This window comes from Mycolicibacterium obuense, assembly GCF_055397605.1.
Genome location: NZ_AP043663.1, coordinates 872,152 through 890,446 on the forward strand (window position 1 = coordinate 872,152; position 18,295 = coordinate 890,446).

The 18,295-nt window shown below is 67.5% G+C and carries 16 protein-coding genes; 6 read left to right on the forward strand and 10 right to left on the reverse strand.

The annotated features are described in order from the left end of the window. The first annotated feature begins 80 nt into the window (after nucleotides 1-80). Entirely contained in the window at nucleotides 81-1,856 is a 1,776-nt protein-coding gene (locus ACZ50N_RS04175) for an ABC transporter ATP-binding protein (RefSeq protein ID WP_464474697.1), read from the forward strand. Then, nucleotides 1,853-2,845, forward strand: a complete 993-nt coding sequence (locus ACZ50N_RS04180) for a phospholipase D-like domain-containing protein (protein WP_464474698.1) — start codon at nucleotides 1,853-1,855, stop codon at nucleotides 2,843-2,845. The genes ACZ50N_RS04175 and ACZ50N_RS04180 overlap by 4 nt, the downstream gene beginning before the upstream one ends. Here ACZ50N_RS04180 and ACZ50N_RS04185 read toward each other — a convergent pair. Together ACZ50N_RS04185 and ACZ50N_RS04190 are read right to left on the reverse strand one after the other, a co-directional pair. Beyond that, nucleotides 2,825-4,831: an MFS transporter gene (locus ACZ50N_RS04185; protein ID WP_464474699.1), complete on the reverse strand. Its 2,007-nt coding sequence runs from the start codon at nucleotides 4,829-4,831 to the stop codon at nucleotides 2,825-2,827. The genes ACZ50N_RS04180 and ACZ50N_RS04185 overlap by 21 nt on opposite strands. 119 nt (nucleotides 4,832-4,950) lie before the next feature. Further along, nucleotides 4,951-6,456, reverse strand: a complete 1,506-nt coding sequence (locus tag ACZ50N_RS04190) for a PQQ-dependent sugar dehydrogenase (protein ID WP_464474700.1) — start codon at nucleotides 6,454-6,456, stop codon at nucleotides 4,951-4,953. A 436-nt stretch (nucleotides 6,457-6,892) separates the two neighbouring features. Here ACZ50N_RS04190 and usfY point away from each other — a divergent pair, with 436 nt between their 5' ends. From usfY to ACZ50N_RS04210, 4 genes are all read left to right on the forward strand, one after another. Further along, nucleotides 6,893-7,201 (forward strand): protein UsfY, encoded by a 309-nt coding sequence (gene usfY / locus ACZ50N_RS04195; RefSeq protein WP_046366771.1) that lies wholly within the window; start codon nucleotides 6,893-6,895, stop codon nucleotides 7,199-7,201. Between the two features lie 158 nt (nucleotides 7,202-7,359). Beyond that, on the forward strand, nucleotides 7,360-8,661 hold the full coding sequence (locus tag ACZ50N_RS04200; RefSeq protein WP_464474701.1) for a PE-PPE domain-containing protein: 1,302 nt from the start codon (nucleotides 7,360-7,362) through the stop codon (nucleotides 8,659-8,661). 401 nt (nucleotides 8,662-9,062) lie between these two features. After that, nucleotides 9,063-9,227 (forward strand): hypothetical protein, encoded by a 165-nt coding sequence (locus tag ACZ50N_RS04205; RefSeq protein WP_157850936.1) that lies wholly within the window; start codon nucleotides 9,063-9,065, stop codon nucleotides 9,225-9,227. A 71-nt stretch (nucleotides 9,228-9,298) separates the two neighbouring features. Then, nucleotides 9,299-10,465, forward strand: coding sequence for a DUF7159 family protein (locus tag ACZ50N_RS04210; RefSeq protein ID WP_464474702.1), 1,167 nt, complete (start codon nucleotides 9,299-9,301; stop codon nucleotides 10,463-10,465). Here the strand turns inward: ACZ50N_RS04210 and ACZ50N_RS04215 are convergent. The 8 genes from ACZ50N_RS04215 to ACZ50N_RS04250 form a co-directional block, all read right to left on the reverse strand. Beyond that, on the reverse strand, nucleotides 10,453-11,436 hold the full coding sequence (locus tag ACZ50N_RS04215; protein ID WP_464474703.1) for a 2-hydroxyacid dehydrogenase: 984 nt from the start codon (nucleotides 11,434-11,436) through the stop codon (nucleotides 10,453-10,455). The genes ACZ50N_RS04210 and ACZ50N_RS04215 overlap by 13 nt on opposite strands. A gap of 1 nt (nucleotide 11,437) precedes the next feature. Beyond that, nucleotides 11,438-12,718: an enolase C-terminal domain-like protein gene (locus ACZ50N_RS04220; RefSeq protein ID WP_464475588.1), complete on the reverse strand. Its 1,281-nt coding sequence runs from the start codon at nucleotides 12,716-12,718 to the stop codon at nucleotides 11,438-11,440. 75 nt (nucleotides 12,719-12,793) lie between these two features. Further along, nucleotides 12,794-13,591, reverse strand: a complete 798-nt coding sequence (locus tag ACZ50N_RS04225) for an IclR family transcriptional regulator (protein ID WP_464474704.1) — start codon at nucleotides 13,589-13,591, stop codon at nucleotides 12,794-12,796. A gap of 10 nt (nucleotides 13,592-13,601) precedes the next feature. After that, nucleotides 13,602-14,324 (reverse strand): sulfite exporter TauE/SafE family protein, encoded by a 723-nt coding sequence (locus ACZ50N_RS04230; protein WP_464469087.1) that lies wholly within the window; start codon nucleotides 14,322-14,324, stop codon nucleotides 13,602-13,604. Beyond that, on the reverse strand, nucleotides 14,321-15,334 hold the full coding sequence (locus ACZ50N_RS04235) for an ABC transporter ATP-binding protein (RefSeq protein ID WP_464474705.1): 1,014 nt from the start codon (nucleotides 15,332-15,334) through the stop codon (nucleotides 14,321-14,323). The genes ACZ50N_RS04230 and ACZ50N_RS04235 overlap by 4 nt, the downstream gene beginning before the upstream one ends. Further along, on the reverse strand, nucleotides 15,327-16,346 hold the full coding sequence (locus ACZ50N_RS04240) for an ABC transporter ATP-binding protein (protein ID WP_464474706.1): 1,020 nt from the start codon (nucleotides 16,344-16,346) through the stop codon (nucleotides 15,327-15,329). Before ACZ50N_RS04240 ends, ACZ50N_RS04235 begins: the two co-directional genes overlap by 8 nt. Further along, entirely contained in the window at nucleotides 16,343-17,332 is a 990-nt protein-coding gene (locus ACZ50N_RS04245; RefSeq protein ID WP_464474707.1) for an ABC transporter permease, read from the reverse strand. Before ACZ50N_RS04245 ends, ACZ50N_RS04240 begins: the two co-directional genes overlap by 4 nt. A gap of 31 nt (nucleotides 17,333-17,363) precedes the next feature. Continuing rightward, nucleotides 17,364-18,293 carry an ABC transporter permease gene (locus ACZ50N_RS04250; RefSeq protein ID WP_464469083.1) on the reverse strand — a complete coding sequence of 310 codons (930 nt, stop codon included), beginning with the start codon at nucleotides 18,291-18,293 and terminating at the stop codon, nucleotides 17,364-17,366. Nucleotides 18,294-18,295 lie beyond the last annotated feature (2 nt).

Genomic DNA, 18,295 nt, shown 5'->3' on the forward strand with positions numbered 1-18,295 from the left:
AAGTTTCGTCACCTCCGAGCAACGTCGGCGATGTACTGTGTGTCCGCTCGATTGACGACTCCGACAGCGAGGCGCGTGCCGTGAGATTGATCTTGGACTTGCTTCGCCCCTACCGGTGGCCGGTGGCCGGCATCTTCGCGGTTCTCTGCGTGCAGATCGCGATGGGCCTGGCCGCGCCGTGGCCGCTGAAGGTCGTGCTCGACAGCGTGGTCGGCGATCATCCGCTGCCGCCGTGGCTGCATGGGCTGCTGCAGCCCATCCTCGGCGGTGAGGGCAAGATGCACGTCGCCGGTCTGGCCGCGATCATGGTGATCGTCATCGCGGTGATCGCCGCAATCGCCACCTACGCGGCCAATTACCTCACCGAGACGGTCGGCCAACGGGTCGGCAACGACCTGCGCACCCGCGCCTACCATCACCTGCAGCAGCTGTCTCTGAGCTACTTCGACACCCACCGCGTTGGACCCATCCTGTCCACGCTGACCGACGACGTCGACACCATCCAGGATTTCGCGTCCGCCTCGACGCTGGGTATCGCGACCGACCTTCTCACCATCGTGGGCATGCTCGGCCTGATGCTGTACCTGCAGTGGGATTTCACGCTGGTCGCGCTCGCTGTCGCGCCGCTGCTGCTGCTGTTCGTCTCCCGAATCCGCAAGGCGGTCAAGGCGGCGACGCACGAGGTCCGCAGACGCGAGGCCGACATCGTCGCGGTCGCCGAAGAGGGTCTGCAGTCGATCCGGGTCGTCAAGGCGTTCGACCGGGAGACCCACCAGGAAGAGCAGCTGGCGCTCGCCGGTCAGGAGGCCGTCGACGCGGCGCTCAACGCGCGCCGGGTCAAGTCGGTCGTCTCGCCGATCGTCGCGGTCGTGGTGGCAGCGTGTACCGCGCTGGTGCTGTGGCGCGGTTCGGCGCTGATCCTCGCGGGCGCGATGACCGCGGGCACGCTCACGGTGTTCATCAGCTATCTGGCGTCGTTCTTCAAACCGGTGCAGGACCTGGCGAAGCTGACCAACACGATCGCGATGGCCGCGGTCGGGGTCGAGCGTGTCTCCGCACTGCTCGACGCGGAGACCGGCATCGAGGAGAAGCCCGACGCCGTCGCGGCCGGCAGGATCAGGGGCGCCATCCGATTCGATCGCGTCGCCTTCAGCTACGACGGCGAGAAGCCCGTACTGCGGGACGTGACGTTCGACGTGACACCCGGCCAGCTCGTCGGCATCGTCGGCCACACCGGAAGCGGCAAATCGTCTCTGGTGAGCCTGATTCCGCGCTTCTACGACCCCAGCATGGGGTCGGTGCACATCGATGACGTGGACCTGCGTGACTACAAGTTGCACGAGATCCGTCAGCAGATCGGCTACGTGCTTCAGGACACGGTGCTGTTCCGGGGCACGATCCGCGACAACATCGCGTTCGGCCGGCCCGATGCGAGCCACGACGACATCGTGGAGGCGGCGAAACTGGCCAACGCCCACGAGTTCATCTCCGACATGCCGCAGGGCTACGACAGCGCGGTCGGTGAGCGCGGTATGACGCTCTCGGGTGGGCAACGTCAGCGCATCGGCATCGCCCGGGCGCTCATCCGCGACAGCCCGATCCTGATCCTCGACGAGCCCACCGCCGCGCTCGACGCGGAGTCCGAACATCTGGTGATGGGCGCGCTGCAACGGCTGATGAGCGATCGCACTGTGCTGACCATCGCCCACCGGCTCTCGACGATCCGCGACGCGGACAAGATCGTCGTGCTCGAGGAGGGCCGGGTCGTCGAAGAGGGCACGCACAGTGAGCTGCTCGCCCGCAACGGCAGATACGCTGAGCTCCACCGCATCCAGTACGAGGACGAGACACCGTGACCCGCTCCCTGATCATCCTGCCCGACGATTCGTCGCAGCCCGTTCTCGACGCCATCCACACCGCGAGCAAATCCGTGCGCGTCAAGATGTTCGCCTTCAGTCACCAACCGCTGCTCGACGCGATCGTCGCGGCTCATCAGCGTGGCGTGCTCGTGAAGGTGATGCTGAATCCGGAGCGGCGGGACGGTGAAACCGACAACGACGGAGCTCGGGACCTGTTGACGCACTACGGTATCGACGTCACGGAGAGCAACCCGTCGTTCGGGTTGACCCACGAGAAGTCGATGGTGATCGACGACGAGTTCGCGTTCGTGGAGTCGTTGAACTGGACCGACGAGAACTTCACCGAGACCCGCGACTACGCGGTGGTCACGCCGAGCTCGCACGAGGTGCTGGAAATCATCGAGTGCTTCGAAGCCGATTGGGCGCGCGAGGAATTCACCCCCGGCGATGATGCGGGACTGATCTGGTGCCCGACCAACGGGCGGGCCCGGATCGCCGACTTCATCGATCGCGCCGAGAAGACGTTGTTCGTCCAGAACGAGCGCTACCAGGACCCGGTGATCATCGAGCGATTGGTGCGCGCAGCACGCCGAGGGGTGAGGGTGCACGTGATGGCGCGCGCCGCCCACCATCTCAAGGCCGACAAGCTGCTCGAGGGGGTCAGTGGATTGCGCATCCTCGAGGACGTCGGCATCAAGATCCACCGGCTCAAGCACCTCAAGCTGCACGCGAAGATGATGGTCGCCGACCACGAGCGGGCGATCGTCGGCTCGATCAATCTGTCACCGGGCAGTTTCGACCACCGTCGCGAACTCGCGATCGAAGTCGACGACGACCACCTGATGTCCAGGCTGAACCACGTAGCCCACCACGACTGGAAGCATTCCGCGCCACTGGATCTCAGTGACGAGGCCCTGCTGGCCGATCTCGCCCACAGCGACAAGCGGCAAGTGGAGCAACTCGGACTACACCGACCCCAGGGCTGACAGTTCCGCGCGTTCTGCCATGGGCTCGTGACCGCGGGCGCCCGCCGGAACCACCAGCACCGGCACCTCGGCATGGGCGATCACGGCCGCGGTGACACTGCCCTGCAGATGGCCTACCAGGCCGCTGCGACGATGGGGCCCCAGCACGATCAACGAGGCACCGTGGTGAGCGGCGGCGCTGACGATGCCCTTCCAGGTCGGTGTCGCCTCGACGGCCACGCTGCAGGCGCGCCATCCGGCTGCCTCTGCCAGCGAAGCACCTTGTGCCGCAGTCCGTTCCGCGGCCGACCGCACGTCGCCCGCCCGGTCGGCATCGACGCGGTCCGCGTCCACCGGACGGAACCCGACGTCCACCGGCTGCCACACGCAGACCACGACGGCGTTGCGGTGCGGTGGCAGGTGTTCGGCAGCCCGGGAGATCGCCGCGGCCGCCAAGTCCGTGCCGTCGTAGGCGAACAGGATGGGGCGGTCACCGACATCGGTGAGGACGGGCGCCGCGGCGGAGGAACTGACGGGTCGAGGACCCGGTGTCGTCGGCAGACCGCGCAACCGAGCCAGTAGCGGGGGCGAGTACCAGGCGGGGGAGTCGCCGTCGAGGAACTCGTCGAGATCCGGGGTCTGCGGCCGGGCGCCGCTCAGGGCGTAGACCGCGACCCCGAACACCGCGCCGCCCACGGCGAGACCGAAACCGACCCACAGCGCGACGCCGGTTCCGGCGACGAGATCATCCGAGACACGGGTGGCCAGGTGCGCGAAGATCGGCGCCACCATGAACGCCGCGACGGCGCGCAGCAATTCGATGATCGCGAACACCCGCTGCAGGCTGTTCGACTGCAGCGAGAACCCGGCGACGAACAGCGCCGGCGCGACGGTGGCGCCGAGGGCAAGACCGGTCAGCGCTGAACCGAGCAGGGCCAGAGAGTGATTCGCCGGCAGTGAGAGCCGGAACACCAGGATGCCTGCGGCCAGCAGCGCCATGCCGACGAGCGGCAGATAGTGCATCGCGCGCCGAGAGATCACGAAGCCGAACACCACGGCCATCACGATGGCGCCGCCCAGTTCCGGCAGATACAGCAGACCCACCTGGACGGGGCTGAACGACTGCAGGAACACCGCGGCCGTGAGCGCGGTCGCCGCCACCGACGCGGCCGCGGCGAAGAGTGCTACGCCGACCCCTGCGACCGGGATCGCGCTGGTGAGCATCGTGCGGATGGTCAACAGCGGCCGGGCGGCGCGGTACTGGTAGACGATGAGCGCGACGATCAGCAACAACCCGCCGAGCATCGGTCCGGTCACCGCGAGATCGGACAGCTCATGGCTGGTCAACTGCGCGGCTCCGACGAACGCCGCCGTGCACCCCACGGTCGCGAGCACGATGGCGGGCAGATCCCGCGGTGCGTCACGGTCAGCGGGCGGAGCATCGTCGAAGGTCAGCACCGCTAGGACGAGAGCGGCCAGCGCAACGGCGGCGACGATCCAGAACAGCGGCCGCCAGGCGTGCGCTTCGGCTTGCACACCGCCGATGAACGGGCCGAGCGCGACAGCGCCGAACACGCACATGTTCATGATCACCGCGGTGTTGCGCAGCTTGTCGCGCGGGAAGCCGATGGTCAGCGGGGGCGCAGCCGCGATCAACAGCATGCTGGTCGCCAGACCCTGCAGCACGTGGCCGATCACGAATGCCGGCGCATTCGGTGCAGCGGCAACGGTCACCGATCCGAGCACCAGCAGCACGGCGTAGCCGACCAGCATCCTGCGCTGCGGGAGGTGCTGGGCGAACTGCACAGCCAGAACCGTGCCGACGGCGTACGCGGCGTTGCCCAACCCCGAGCTGATCGCCATCGTCTGGGCGCTCATGTGCAGCTGTTCGCTGATGATCGGCACCAGCGGGTCCAGGGCGGCCGACAACGCCAGGTAGGGGATGAGCGCGAGGGTGACCATGGCGGCCACCGCGGCATATCGCCCGGCGAGGGGTCCTTGGCGCATCAGCAGCACCCGATGACACGGTCGTGTTGCGAGAAGTCAGCCACGTTGGGCGGCAACCGGCCGTGGGTGCCCGGCATTCCCCGATCGGCAGTGTTGCCAGGGACCTCCCAGGAAGGCCGTCAGACCACCGGCGACACCGGCGCACCGATGCGGATGATCTGTCCGGTGTCGTAGCGCAACTGATAGAGCGCATCATCGGGGCCCTGTACGAGCACGACGGTCCCGCCGGCCTGCGCATCAAAGTCCCGAGCGTTTCCGCACGAGGAGAAGTCGGCGGTGCAGTCGAGCGCCTTGATCCAGCCCTTGACCAGGTCGGCGACCAGCAGGGTGTTCTGGAACTCGTCGCCGAGTTGGCCGCCGTCGTAGAACAGCACCGAGGTGATGGCAGCGCCGCTGTCACCGTGCCCGTAGTAGAAAATCGGATCCTGCACGCCCGCACAGTCACTGGTGCAGGGACCCTCCGAGCCCGGCCAGCCGTAGTTGCCGCCGGCGATCACGTTGTCGACTTCTTCGAAGGAGTTCTCGCCCACGTCCGCGACCAACAGTTCGCCGGTCGGGGTGAACGTCAGCCGGAACGGGTTGCGGAAGCCGTATGCGTAGATCTGGGGGAGCGCCCCGTCGCCGAGGTCCGGGTTGTCCGACGGAATGGTGCCGTCGGGATTGATGCGGATGATCTTGCCGTGGATGGTGCCGAGGTCTTGGGCGTTGTCGGAGTTCTTGTTGTCGCCGACGCCCCAGTAGAGCATCCCGTCCGGTCCGAATCCGAGTGCTCCGCCGTGATGGAAGAACGCTGAGCGGTCCGTCGACTGCAGCAGCACCTTCTGGGAGCCGAACACCACGCGGTCTCCGCGCACGGTCAGTCGCGCCAACCGGTCGCGCGCGAAGATCGTCGTGTAGGCCACGTAGATGTAGCCGTTGTCGGCGAAGTCGGGATCGACGACCAGGCCGCCGAGCCCGCGCTCGCCCTGCGTGAGCGTCGGCACCCGGTAGAGCGGTCGGCGCGAGACGTCACCGTCCTCGTCGACGAGGCGGATCCGTCCGTTCTTCTCGGCGACCAGGATTCGGCCGTCGGGCAGGAACTGAAAATCTGTCGGCTGGGTGAACCCGGAGGCGACGACGGTGCGTTCGGGTGCCACCGCAGCAGCCACTGTGTTCTCGGCTGCCGCAGTGTTCCTGTCGGCCTGCACGGGCTGTCGCGTACCCGCCGCCGTGAGCCCGGCGCCAACGAGGTCCAGCAACCTCGATGGCCGGGGTCGGGGGGCGACCGGTTCGGCCGGGTCCGGAGCATCGATCGTCACGGTCTGCGCTCGCCGCTCGGCGACGCGGTCGGCTCGATCGGCGGCGCGCTGCTCGCGGACAGCTGCCCGCTCCGCGCGGGCCTCTGCCCGGTCGGCCTTCACTTCAGCCCGGCGCGTCGCACGCGCCTCAGCGCGCTCGGCGGCGCGCACCCGTGGACCGGCCACCGACGAATCACCTTGATTCGCAGTGCTGTTAACGCTCGAGCTGGTCGACGACGCAGTGTCGCTGTCCGCAGCCGCGACTGCTTGACCGGTCAGAACGGCAGCGCCGATCCCGAAAGCCACGGCGAGGCCGCCGACGCGTCCGATGTGAAGGGCGGTGCTCACTCTGCTCTCCGTTCGTGAGCGCACTGACCCTGCCGACGACGATTCCCCCATGACGCCTCCTTGCGAGCGGGGCCCCCGCACCGCGCTGTCGGCGGTAACCCGGCAACACCCCGATGTGGCGACTGTAGGTCGCGGTCCAGGCCGATATCGCGTTTTCGGCGCGAAAGCTGTGACGTCGCTGAATGCGTGATCCGAAGGCGAGCAACGTTTTTCGCCAAAAGGAGGACCGCGTGCCGAATTGTGCGGCGGCGGTCGGATACAGCGAATGCCGCGCGATCCGCAGGCGGTCGTTCGTGTGGATCAACGAGCCCGGCTCTCTGTGTCAGCAAACGGCGGATGCCATGACGCCGCAAGTGTGACCCGATGATGACGGATTGATGTGACCCGGCTCACAGCGGCGTATCCTCGAGGTGTCCCGTCGAAGAAGGGAGTTGCGATGAAAGGCGCTCATCGCGATCCGGTGGATCACGTTCGTACGACCTTGCCGCACAGCGGCGAGTCCTTCATCGACACGCTGTGGTTGCCCGGATTGCTGCTGATAGGGATCGGCACGGTGCTGATCGCGGGCACCGTGGCGGCGACGGCATACGGCAACCGGGATCTGTCGCTGATCCTGGCTCTGATCGCCGGCGCTCTGGTCACCGCCGGTGCGCTGCTGATCACGCTGGAACATCAGCGCGTCAAGCGGGTCGAAAGGCAGTGGCTGAAGGAGCACCCCGAGCGTAGCCAACTCCGGGCGAGCTAGCTGCAGCACCTGTCAGCAACCCCTGGGCCTGGCGCCTGTCGTCAGGGTATCCCGTGATTCACGCGGATATCGCGATCAACTTCTGACCAATCCCCGCGAACCGGGTGTGGCAGCAAATATCCCGCCCTACACTGCTGCTGACCACTCAAGGGGGAGTCATGGGCATTCGTCGGGCGCGCGCACACGGCAGGCATCGAGCGCAGAAGCCGCAACCGGTCGGAAGGCGGGCGAAGGCGGCGGTGACCGCGGTCGGCATGGCGGGAGTCGCCGTCGCCGGCGCGGCGGTCCTCGGGACCGCTCCGACGATGTCAGCGAGCCCGCAGCTGCTCGCGACCCTGCACTACCTGCGTGGGACCACCAACGGTCATCAGGCCACGCAACAGGAGTTCGAGGACTTCATCACCTCGGTGATCGACGGCACGAACTCCCCGAAAACCGACGGTGCCTACGAGAAGGTCGACTACAACGCCGGGTTCTGGCCCATCTCGGCGGGCTACTTCAAAGACCTGAAGTTCGACGATTCGGTCGCCCAGGGTGTGGCCAACCTGGGCAAAGCGAACCCGGCCCCGGGCGACGTGATCTTCGGCTTCTCTCAAGGGGCGGCTGTGGCGTCGCAGTACAAGGCCACCCACGAGGGCAACACCTACATCCTGGTCGCGAATCCGAACCGGCCCAACGGCGGCATCCTGGAGCGCTTCGCGGGAATGCACATCCCGATCCTCGACGTCACCTTCAACGGCGCCACGCCGGCAACCGTCGACCCCACCATCGACGTCGCCCGCCAGTACGACGGCTGGGCCGACTTTCCCACCTACCTGTGGAACCCGTTGGCGATCGCCAACGCATTGGCGGGGATGGCGCTCGTGCACGGCAACACACAGTTCGTGCTGACCGCAGACGATCTGAAGGCGGCCAGGGAGTCGGGCGACAGCGACTACTACCAGGTGGACGGCAAAACCAACACCACCTACTACGTCGTGCGCACCTATCCGATCCCGCTCTTGATGCCGCTGGATCCCTTCCTACCGGACCCGGTGATCGCCGCGCTCGACGCGCCGCTCCGGAAGATCATCGAAACTGCCTACGACAGAAGTGATTACGGCGCCCCGACACGCGCAACCTTCTTCCCGCGGCGCGCCGCCGCGCCGGAGATCGCTTCCGTCGACCAGCCGCAGGTCGAGGAGGAGCAGCAGCGTTCGACGCCCGAACCGCAGGGGCAGGACGAGGATCGGGACCAGCGCGCCACGCGCACGTCCTGGACGCCCGGAAAGCATCTTCGCGAGGCGCTCGAGGATGCGAAGGCGGCCCGCGACGAGAAGAAGAGTGCTCGTCACGCGCGTGACGACTCTGCGGTGAAAGACGATGCGAAAGACCAGGACGCCCCGAAGAAGGTCCAGGCCCCGTCACGGTCCGACGATGTCAAGGGCGGCAGCCCCGCCGCGAACGGCGAGGCTGCCTGACCTGTGTCAGGACGCGCGGTGGGCGTGCCGGTGGTGGTGCTGGTAGGCCGCCGATTCGGGGGTGTACGTGTTCGTGGTGTGCACGTTCGGAGCGGTCGACGGGGCGGTTGAGGTCGGAGCCGCCGCTGCAGTGTCCGGCCAGTCCGAGTGCGCCACCGAGGATGCCGGCGGCCAGCAGGGGCGCGGCGACGATTCGAGCGATGCTGTTCATGGTCATTTCCTTTGTCTTCGTTGCTGTTTGAATGTTCCGGCCGGTCGTTCCGGCGATGAGAAAAGAATGCCGGGAGTTCCTCGCGCCGTCTGTCCTCCGGGCGGTGGAGCGCGAGGACGAACTCGAGGTCCTCCGATCGGGGGACCTCGGTCGACTGGTGGTGCGCCCACGGGGGTGCGATGTTGTACCGATGACGTCCGCGCACTGTTCCCGCTGCGGCGCCGAGCGACCGTCGTGGCTGGGGGCGCCGCATCGCTGCATCGGCAACGCCGACCTGTCCTGGCTGAGCTTCCACGAGACGAGCGCGAGCGCCGCGATGGCGTGGCGACGGCACCTGCTCGACGGTGCGCCATGAGCGGGATTTGCAGGCACCGGCCAGGGCGGTAGGGTCGACCGTTAGTCGCAAAGAGATCGGATCGTGACGTCATGGACCTTGTACTCGGCCTGTCGATGACGTCGTCATCGGTGCGCTGGGTGCTGGTCGACGGCACCGCCGGTGACGGCGCGACCATCGATCGAGGATCAGTCGACCGTGCCGGCCTGGACGCCGGCGCGTTCCTGGGCTCGCTGATCGGCGAGGACGCGTCCCGCCGCGTGCACTCTGTTGGTCTGAACTGGTGTTCCACCGCGGAGAGCACGGCGAGCGCGGTGTGGCAGGCGCTCACCGACCGCGGCGTGGAGAACGTGATAGCGGTCTCGGACGTCGAGGCGGCCGAGACGCTCGCGCTCGGCATCGCCGACGTCGCCGGGCACGAACGCGTGGTCGTCTGCGTCGCCGAGCCCGTCGGTTCGGTGCTGGTCGCGGTGACACCGGACGGCATCACGGCCGACCGGCTGGACACCGCCGGGCTTGCTGCCGCCGAGGTGCCGACCGCCGACGCGGTGGTCGTGCTGGGCTCGGGTGATGTCGCGGCTGCGATGGCCGCGCTGCAACAGCGCACCGATGCCCCGGTGGTGACCACCGATCAGGCGGAGCTGGCACTCGCTCGAGGTGCAGCGTCGGCGTCGGCGTCGGCGGTCGCCCTGCTCGATGTCGCCGAGCGCCCCGCGGGCCGGCGCCTCTCGACCACGGCCGTTCTGACATCGGTGCTGGGCGCGGCCGTCGTGACCCTCGTGGTGTCGGTGTCAGCGGCGGTCGGTCTCAGCCTCACGCCGGACTCCGACCCGCAGATGGCGCGGTCCGTCCAGAACCAGCTTCCCGAGGCGGCCCCACCTGTGCGCGAAGTCGTCCCGCCTCCCGCGCCGGCCGCACCGCCGCCGGTGCCCGCGCCCGCGGCGCCCGTCGTCAACGAGGCGCCCGCACCCGAGGCAGCACCGCTGCCGGCTCCGCCCGAGGCGGCGCCTGTGATCGACGAGCCGCCCGCCGCCGCGCCCCCGCCGGCGCCGGACTACGTTGCCCCGGCCCCGCCGCCTGACTATCTGGCACCCGCACCCGGTGCACCGGTGCTGGTCGCGCCCGGCGGTCCGCTTCCGGCGGCCGTGCCTCCGCCGGTGGTCGTCGACAATCCGCAGCCGCGGCTGCGGGACCGCATCATCGAGCGCATCCCGATCATCAACCGTTTCCACGAGCCGCAGTACGACTACACACCGTGATGTGCCGTTCCGGCGACCACATTGCGTAGCGGTTCGCCCCTGTGCAGCCGCACGATGTTGGCTGTGACGTCCTCCACGCGACCCGAGAAGGTATCCGAGGTGACACCGGACGAGTGCGGTGTCATCAAGATGTTGGGAAGCTCCCCGAAGGGCAGATCGCTGGGTGCGCAGGAGGTTTCACCGCTCGGATAGCGATACCAGACGTCGACCGCGGCGGCGGCTATCACGCCGCGCGCCAATGCATCGTAGAGCGCCTGCTCCTGCACCAGGGGCCCGCGGCCGACGTTGATGAGCACCCCGTCGGAGCCCAGCGCAGACAGCTGCGGGGCGCCGATCATCCCCTCGGTGGCGGAGTTTAGCGGGGCCGACACCACGACGACGTCGCTCTCGTCCATCAGTCGGTCGAGCTGGCCGGTGTTGCCCACCCACTCGAGTCCCGCGTCCGTGCCGACGTTGCCCGAGCCGGTGACCGCGGCGGCAGTGCAGCCGAAGGCCCGCAACAGTTTCCAGCTGCACAGGCCAATGTGACCGAATCCGACGAAGCCGATCCGGGCCTCGCCCAGGGTGGGAGGCTGGCCGATTGCGCGGTCGTAGACCGACGTCGACCAGACACCCTCCCTCAGCGCGCGGTCTTGGCCGAGGAAGCCACGTCGCAGCATCACCGCCGCGCCCACCACGTACTCGGCGATCGAGCGCTCATGGTGAAAGGTGTTGGCGACCAATACCTCTGGTGACAGTGCTGCGAACTCGACCTTGTCGGTCCCGGCGCCGGCGACGTGGATCAGGCGCAGCTTGTCCGCTGTACGCGCCATCTCGGCGGTGAACCGGCTACCCACGTACACCTCGGCCGTGCGCAGCTCGGCGTCGGGAACCCCGTCGGTCAGCCAGCGGATGTCCGATCCCTCCGGCGCCATGGCCTCGAATCGTTCGCGGTGCGGTAACAGGTTCTGGTCGGAAACGACGATCTGCACGTCAATCCCTCTGCAGCGCAGGTCGTTTGCTGTCGAAGGTCCAGCCCGGCATCAAGTACTGCATCGCGGCCGCATCGTCTCGGCTTCCGAGGCCCTCACGGTTGTACACCTCGTGTGCGGCGGCGACGGCGGCCTCGTCGAGGGTCACGCCGAGGCCTGGCGCGTCGGGCACCGTCAGATATCCGTCGATGATCTCGTACGGTGCCGTGGTGATGGCCTGCCCGTCCTGCCAGATCCAGTGCGTGTCGATCGCGGTGATGTCGCCAGGTGCGGCGGCGGCGACGTGAGTGAACATTGCCAGCGACACGTCGAAGTGGTTGTTGGAGTGCGAACCCCAGGTGAGTCCCCAGGTGTCGCACAACTGCGCGACGCGCACCGACCCTGCCATCGTCCAGAAGTGGGGATCGGCCAGCGGGATGTCGACCGCGCCGGAGCGAATCGCGTGCCCCATCTCCCGCCAGTCGGTGGCGATCATGTTCGTCGCGGTCGGCAGGCCGGTGGCCCGCTTGAACTCCGCCATCACCTCGCGTCCCGAGAAGCCTGCTTCTGAACCGACAGGATCTTCGGCATAGGCGAGCACATCGCGCAGCTCCCGGCAGATGCGAATCGCGTCGTCGAGCAGCCAACCCCCGTTGGGATCCAGCGTGATCCGTGCGTCAGGGAAGCGATCGGCCAACGCGATGACGGCTTTCGCCTCGTCCGCCGCGGGCAGGACGCCGCCTTTGAGTTTGAAATCCGCGAATCCGTAGCGGGCTCGTGCTGCTTCGGCCAGCGCGACGATGGCGTCAGGGGTGAGCGCCTCGTCGTGGCGCACTCTCATCCAGTCGTCGGCATCCGCTGCTTCGTCTGCAGCCGACCGGTAGGCGAGGTCGGTCCTCGAGCGATCACCGACGAAGAAGAGATACCCGAGGGCCTGAACGCGGTCGCGCTGTTGGCCGTCTCCGAGCAACGCCGCCACGGGCGCGTCGAGATGCTGACCGAGCAGGTCGAGAAGAGCCGCTTCTACGGCGGTGACGGCGTGCACGGCCACCCGCAGATCGAACGTCTGCGCGCCGCGTCCCCCCGCGTCGCGGTCGCCGAATGCTTGGCGCACGTCGTTGAGTACGGCGTGATAGTCGCCGATACTGCGGCCGGCGATCAGGTTCCGGGCGTCGTCGAGGGTGCGGCGGATCGGTTCCCCGCCGGGTACTTCGCCGACGCCCGTATTGCCTGCGGAGTCCGAGATGACCACGAGATTGCGAGTGAAGTAGGGCCCGTGCGCGCCGGACAGATTGAGCAGCATGCTGTCGTGGCCCGCGATCGGGATGACGGTGACGTCGGTGACGACGGGTGTTCTCACTTCAGTTCCTCTCGAGCGTCATGATGCGAACCATTTGTCGCCGTTGGCCAGTGGGCGCACGACACGGGAGACCTTGTCGCCGGTGCTCTGCAACGCGTCGATGATCTCGCGCTCGCGCTGCGGACTCAGCCGGCTGACGGGTATCGACGCGCTGATCGCGTCCTGCGCGGGTCGGCAGTAGTGCAGCGGTACCGCGAAACACCTGACTCCAGAGGTGTTTTCCTGGTCGTCTCTCGCATAACCGCGGATGCGGACCTCGTCGAGTTGGTTGTCGAGGACGGCGCGTTCGGTGATCGTCTGGGGTGTCAGTGGTGTCAGGGCCGACGGGATGTGCCGCTCGCGTTCGACGCCGAATTGTTCAGCCAGCAGAGCCTTTCCGAGCGAGGTGGCGTAGGCCGGTAGGCGTCTGCCCACGCGATTGGCGGTGCGCGCGTATTGCTGTGATTCGCGGGTCGCCAGGTAGACGATGTCGGTGCCGTCGAGTCGGCCAAGGTGGAAAGTCTCGTCGAGGGTTGCGCGCAGGTCGTCGAGGAAGGGGATGATCAGGGGCAGATACGGATCGCTGTCGAGGTAGCTCGTACCCACCAGCAAAGCTCTGATGCCGATGCCGTAGAGCGTGCCGCTGGGGTCCGAGCGAACCCAGCCTTGACCGACGAGGGTACGCAGCAGGGCGTGGGCGCTGCTTCGCGGCATGTCGAGATCATCGCTGATCTCCCGCAACCGGGCCGGCTCGTCATGGCGGCCCGCGAGATACTCCAGCAATTTGACGGTACGGACCGCGGACTTGACCTTGCGGACCGGAAGATCCTCTGTCACAACCACTCCCTCACATCGCCAACAGTTCGCGGCCGATCAGCAGCGCAGCGCCCATGGCAGAGACGACGATCGCCACTCGACGCAACCGGGCCGGATTGAGGTGTCGGTTCACCACCATGGACAGTAGATAGCCCGCCACCGCCGCAGGCACCAGCGCGGCGAAGCCCCACCAGGTGCGCTCGTCCACCGCGCCGGTGACAGACAGAACGATCAACGACATCACTGAGCCCACCAGAAAGAATCCGCCCATCGTGCCGCGCAGTCGGGGCCCGGAATTGCGTTGCCACACCAACGCCATCGGAGGACCACCGATTGAGGTCGCTGTTCCCAGCAGGCCGGAGGTCGCTCCCGCGATCACCACATTGCGTCGGCGCGGCGCCGGAATCCACCCGCTGCTGGTGAGGATCACCCCGCCGAGAACCACGGCGGCCAGCATCAGTGACAGAGCGCGGTGCGGCAGCGCCGCGAGAAGTAGCGCGCCGGCGATGGTGCCGGGTACCCGACCGACGAGCGCCCAGCCGGTACCGGACAGATCGATCGCTTCCCGCTCGCGGATCACGACGATCAGCGTCACCAGCGTCGCCACCATGATCAGTGTGCCCGGAATCAGCGCCGGCTCGACCAGCGCGACGATCGGTGCCGCGAACATTCCCATGCCGAAGCCGATCGACGCCTGTAGCGCCGACGCCAGGAAGATCGCCACGGCGAGAACGCAGTAGCCGCCGGGGCTCATGCCGGCACGGTCTCACGGCTACTCCCTTCGAGGAGCAGCGGATGGTGGCATTCGGCGGCATGGTCAGGTGTGGTCGGGTCGGCGGCCACGGGCGGTGGGGTGCTCGCACACACGTCGGTCGCTTTCCAGCACCGGGTTCGGAACCGGCATCCCGACGGCGGATCGATCGGTGACGGGACCTCACCCTTGAGCAGGATGCGCGCACCGCGGCGGGAGCTGTCCAGTGAGGGTGCGGCCGACATCAGCGCCGCGGTGTAGGGGTGGTTGGATCGCTCGTACACCGCTTCGGTGGGCCCGTTTTCGATGATCCGGCCCAGGTACATCACGGCCACCCGATCGGCGACGTGCCGCACCACGGACAGGTCGTGGGAGATGAAGATGTAGCTGATGCCGAGTTGGTCCTGCAGGTCGTTGAGCAGGTTCAGTACCTGCGCCTGCACCGAGAGGTCCAGAGCGGACACCGGTTCGTCGCAGATGATCACGTCGGGGTCCAACGCAAGCGCTCGCGCGATCCCGATGCGCTGACGCTGCCCGCCGGAGAACTCCTGCGGGTACTTGTTGGCCGCCTTCGCACCGAGACCCACCATGTCGAGCAGCCCGCGGACCCGCATGTCGCGGTCCTGCCGGTTCTTCACCACTCCTTTGTGGCTGCGCCATGGTTCGGCGATGATCTCGGCAGCGGACATGCGCGAGTTCAGTGAGGCGTAGGGGTCTTGGAACACCATCTGGACTCGGCGGCGGAACGCCAGGAGTTCGGCTCCTTTGAGGCTGAAGGGGTCGACGCCGTCGAAGCGCACACTGCCCTCGTCGGGCCGCTCGAGCATCATCAACGTCCGCGCCAACGTGGACTTGCCGCAGCCGGATTCACCGACGAGGCCGAGTGTTTCGCCGCGCTTGAGGTCCAGCGTGATGCCGTCGAGTGCGCGAAGGGCGTTCTTGCCGGCGTGCGGAACCCGGAAGGACTTGCGGATGTCGCGAACCTCGAGCAACGGGCTCGTGTGATCAGACATTGGTGACCTCTTCCGGGAAGTGGCAGGCTGTCGCGCGGTCGGTGCCCGACAGGGTCGGTCGTGTCGTCGTGCAGATGTCGCGGGCCAGCGGGCAGCGGGCCTGGTAGACGCATCCGGCGGGGACGGCGTGCAGGTCAGGTGGTGAGCCGCCGATGGACTTCAGGCTGTCGCCGCGGCGGGCGTTGACCGGCACCGAGTTCAGCAACCCCTTGGTGTACGGGTGCCGAGGGTTGGCGAAAACCTCGTCGACAGAGCCGGTCTCGACCATGTTTCCCGCGTACATCACAGCGACGCGGTCGGCCTCCTCCGCGACCAGAGCGAGGTCGTGGGTGATGAGCACGACGGCCATGTTGTATTCGGAGCGCAGGTCCCGCAGCAGCGCCATGATCTGCGCCTGCACGGTGACGTCGAGTGCCGTGGTGGGCTCGTCGGCGATCAACACGCTCGGATTCAGCGCGACGGCCATCGCGATGAGCAGCCGTTGGCGCATCCCGCCGGAGAACTGGTGCGGATACGAATTGATCCTGGTTTCGGGCTGGGGAATTCCGACCCGGGCCATCAACTCGACGGCTTTGCTCTTCGCCTCCTTCGCGGAGAGTCCATGATGAATCCGAAACGGTTCGGCCAGTTGGGTTCCGACCGTGTAGAGCGGGTTCAGTGCGGTCAATGCATCCTGGAAGACGATCGCGAGTTCAGTGCCCGCGATCGCGCGACGTTTCTTGCGGTCGGCTGTCACCAGGTCGACGGTCCCGTCCTGATGCGCGAGCCGGGCGCTGCCACCGACGATGTCGGCGACCGGCTCGAGCAGCCCAACAAGGGCCGTCGCCGTCATCGACTTGCCGCAGCCGGATTCGCCGAGCAGAGCCAGGGTTTCGCCGCGCCGCGCGCCGAAGGACACCTCGTTGACGGCCCGCAACGTCCCGGAGATCGTGCGGACATCGACCGACAGGCGGTCGACCTCGAGGACGGGTGTCGTGTCGACGTGGATGTCGTGGTCGGCGAGTGCACTCATCGCAGGGCCTTTCCGGTCTTGGTGAAGGCGGCCAGCCGCTTCTGCGGGACGGTGAGACGCCACCGCTGGCCGGGGTCGGTGGCGATGCGCGCCCAGGCGGCCAGGATCGTCGCCGAGACGGTGGTGATCACGATCGCGAGGCCGGGGAAGAACGACAGCCACCACGCGCTGTGCAGATAGGTGCGGCCCTGGGAGACCATCAGACCCCAGCTGACGTCCGGCGGCTGGATGCCAATGCCCAGGAAGCTCAGTGAGCTCTCGGCGAGCATGACGTAACAGAAGTCGAGCGTCGCGACGGTGAGCAGCGTGGGAAGCACGATCGGCAGCACGTGCCGGCCGATGATCGAGTTCGCGCTGGCGCCGAAAGTGCGCGCCGCGTCGACGAACACACGGCTCTGCAGTTCGGCGGACTCGGCGCGGGCGGTGCGCAGGTACACCGGGATACGGGTGATGGCGAGCACTGCAACGATGTTGGCGGCGCTGGGGGAGAAGACGTAGAGCACGACGACGGCCAGCAGCAGAGACGGGAAGCTCATGATCACGTCGGCGATGCGCATCGCTACCGTTTCGCGCCAACCGCGGTGATAGCCCGCCCACATTCCGATCGCCGAGCCGACGACCGCGGAGATCACCACCGCGGGCACGGCAACCGACAGTGTGGTGCGGCAGGCGACGACGAGCCGGGCGAGCATGCTGCGGCCCAGCGGATCGGTGCCCAGGATGTTCGCCCATCCGTGGCTGAGGGTGAACGGTGCCTGGTTGGAGTTGTCCAGGTCGATGCGCGTGGCGAGGTCGCCGAACAGGACGGGGCCGAGCAGCGCCGTGAGGAACACGAGCCCGAGAACGCATGCGGCGGCGAACGCCACGCGGTCGTTGATCAGCAGCCGGAACCACAGTGACCGGCCCCGCGTCCGTGCGGTGTCGGTGTCGTCCTCGCCGACGATCGCCGTGGTGGGTTTGACCGGGATCAGGTCGATCTGAGTCATGAGAGTGCTCCTAGCGGTCTGGGTTGCCGTCTTAGACGCGAGCTGGTTCCCGCACCCGCGCGTCGAGCAGCGCGTAGCAGGCGTCGATGAAGATGTTGAGCAGGAAGATGCTGACCGCGGTGAGCAGCACGGCGGCCTGCAGCACCGCGAAGTCGCGCTGCAGGATCGCGTCGATCATCAATTTCCCGATGCCCGGCCAGCCGAAGATCGCCTCGACCACGACCGCGCCGTTGATGAGCCCGACGGCGAGGTCGCCGGCCACCGTGAGGGCAGGGGCGGCCGCGTTGCGCAGGGCGTGATGGCTGACGACGCGGAAGTCGCTGGCGCCCTTGCTGCGAGCCAGCCGCACGTACGGTGCCGACAGCGCCGAGACCATGGCTCCACGGACCACCTGGGTGAGGACGCCGAGCGGTCGGATCATCAGCGTCGCGATCGGCAGGATCCAGCTGAGCATGCCGTCGTCGACCCCGGAGGTGGGCAGCCAGCCGAGCAGCACGGCGAACAGCCACACGCCGGTGATGGCGAACCAGAAGTCGGGGATCGACGCGGCGGTCATGGAGAGCAGGCTGGAGAACCGATCGGCAAGCGAGTTGGGGCGGTATGCGGCCCAGCAGCCGATGACGACGGCTCCGACGATGGCCAGGAGCATGGTGGTGATCGCCAGCTGCAGTGTGGCGGGGAAGGCCCGCAGAGCCATGTCCGCCGCGGATTCGCCGGTGCGTAGCGAGGTGCCGAAGTCGAGGTGCAACACACCCTTGAAGTAGTCCATCAACTGGGTGACCAGCGGATCGTTGAAGCCGTTTGCCGCGGCGAATTCGGCGCGCTGGTCGGCGGTCGCGGACTCGGGCAGGTACAGGTTGGTGGGGTCACCGGTGAGCCGGGCGAGGAGGAACACGCCGAGCAGCACGATGATCAACGGCAGTGCGCTGGAGTACATCCGGCGCCGGACGAAGGGGAACATGG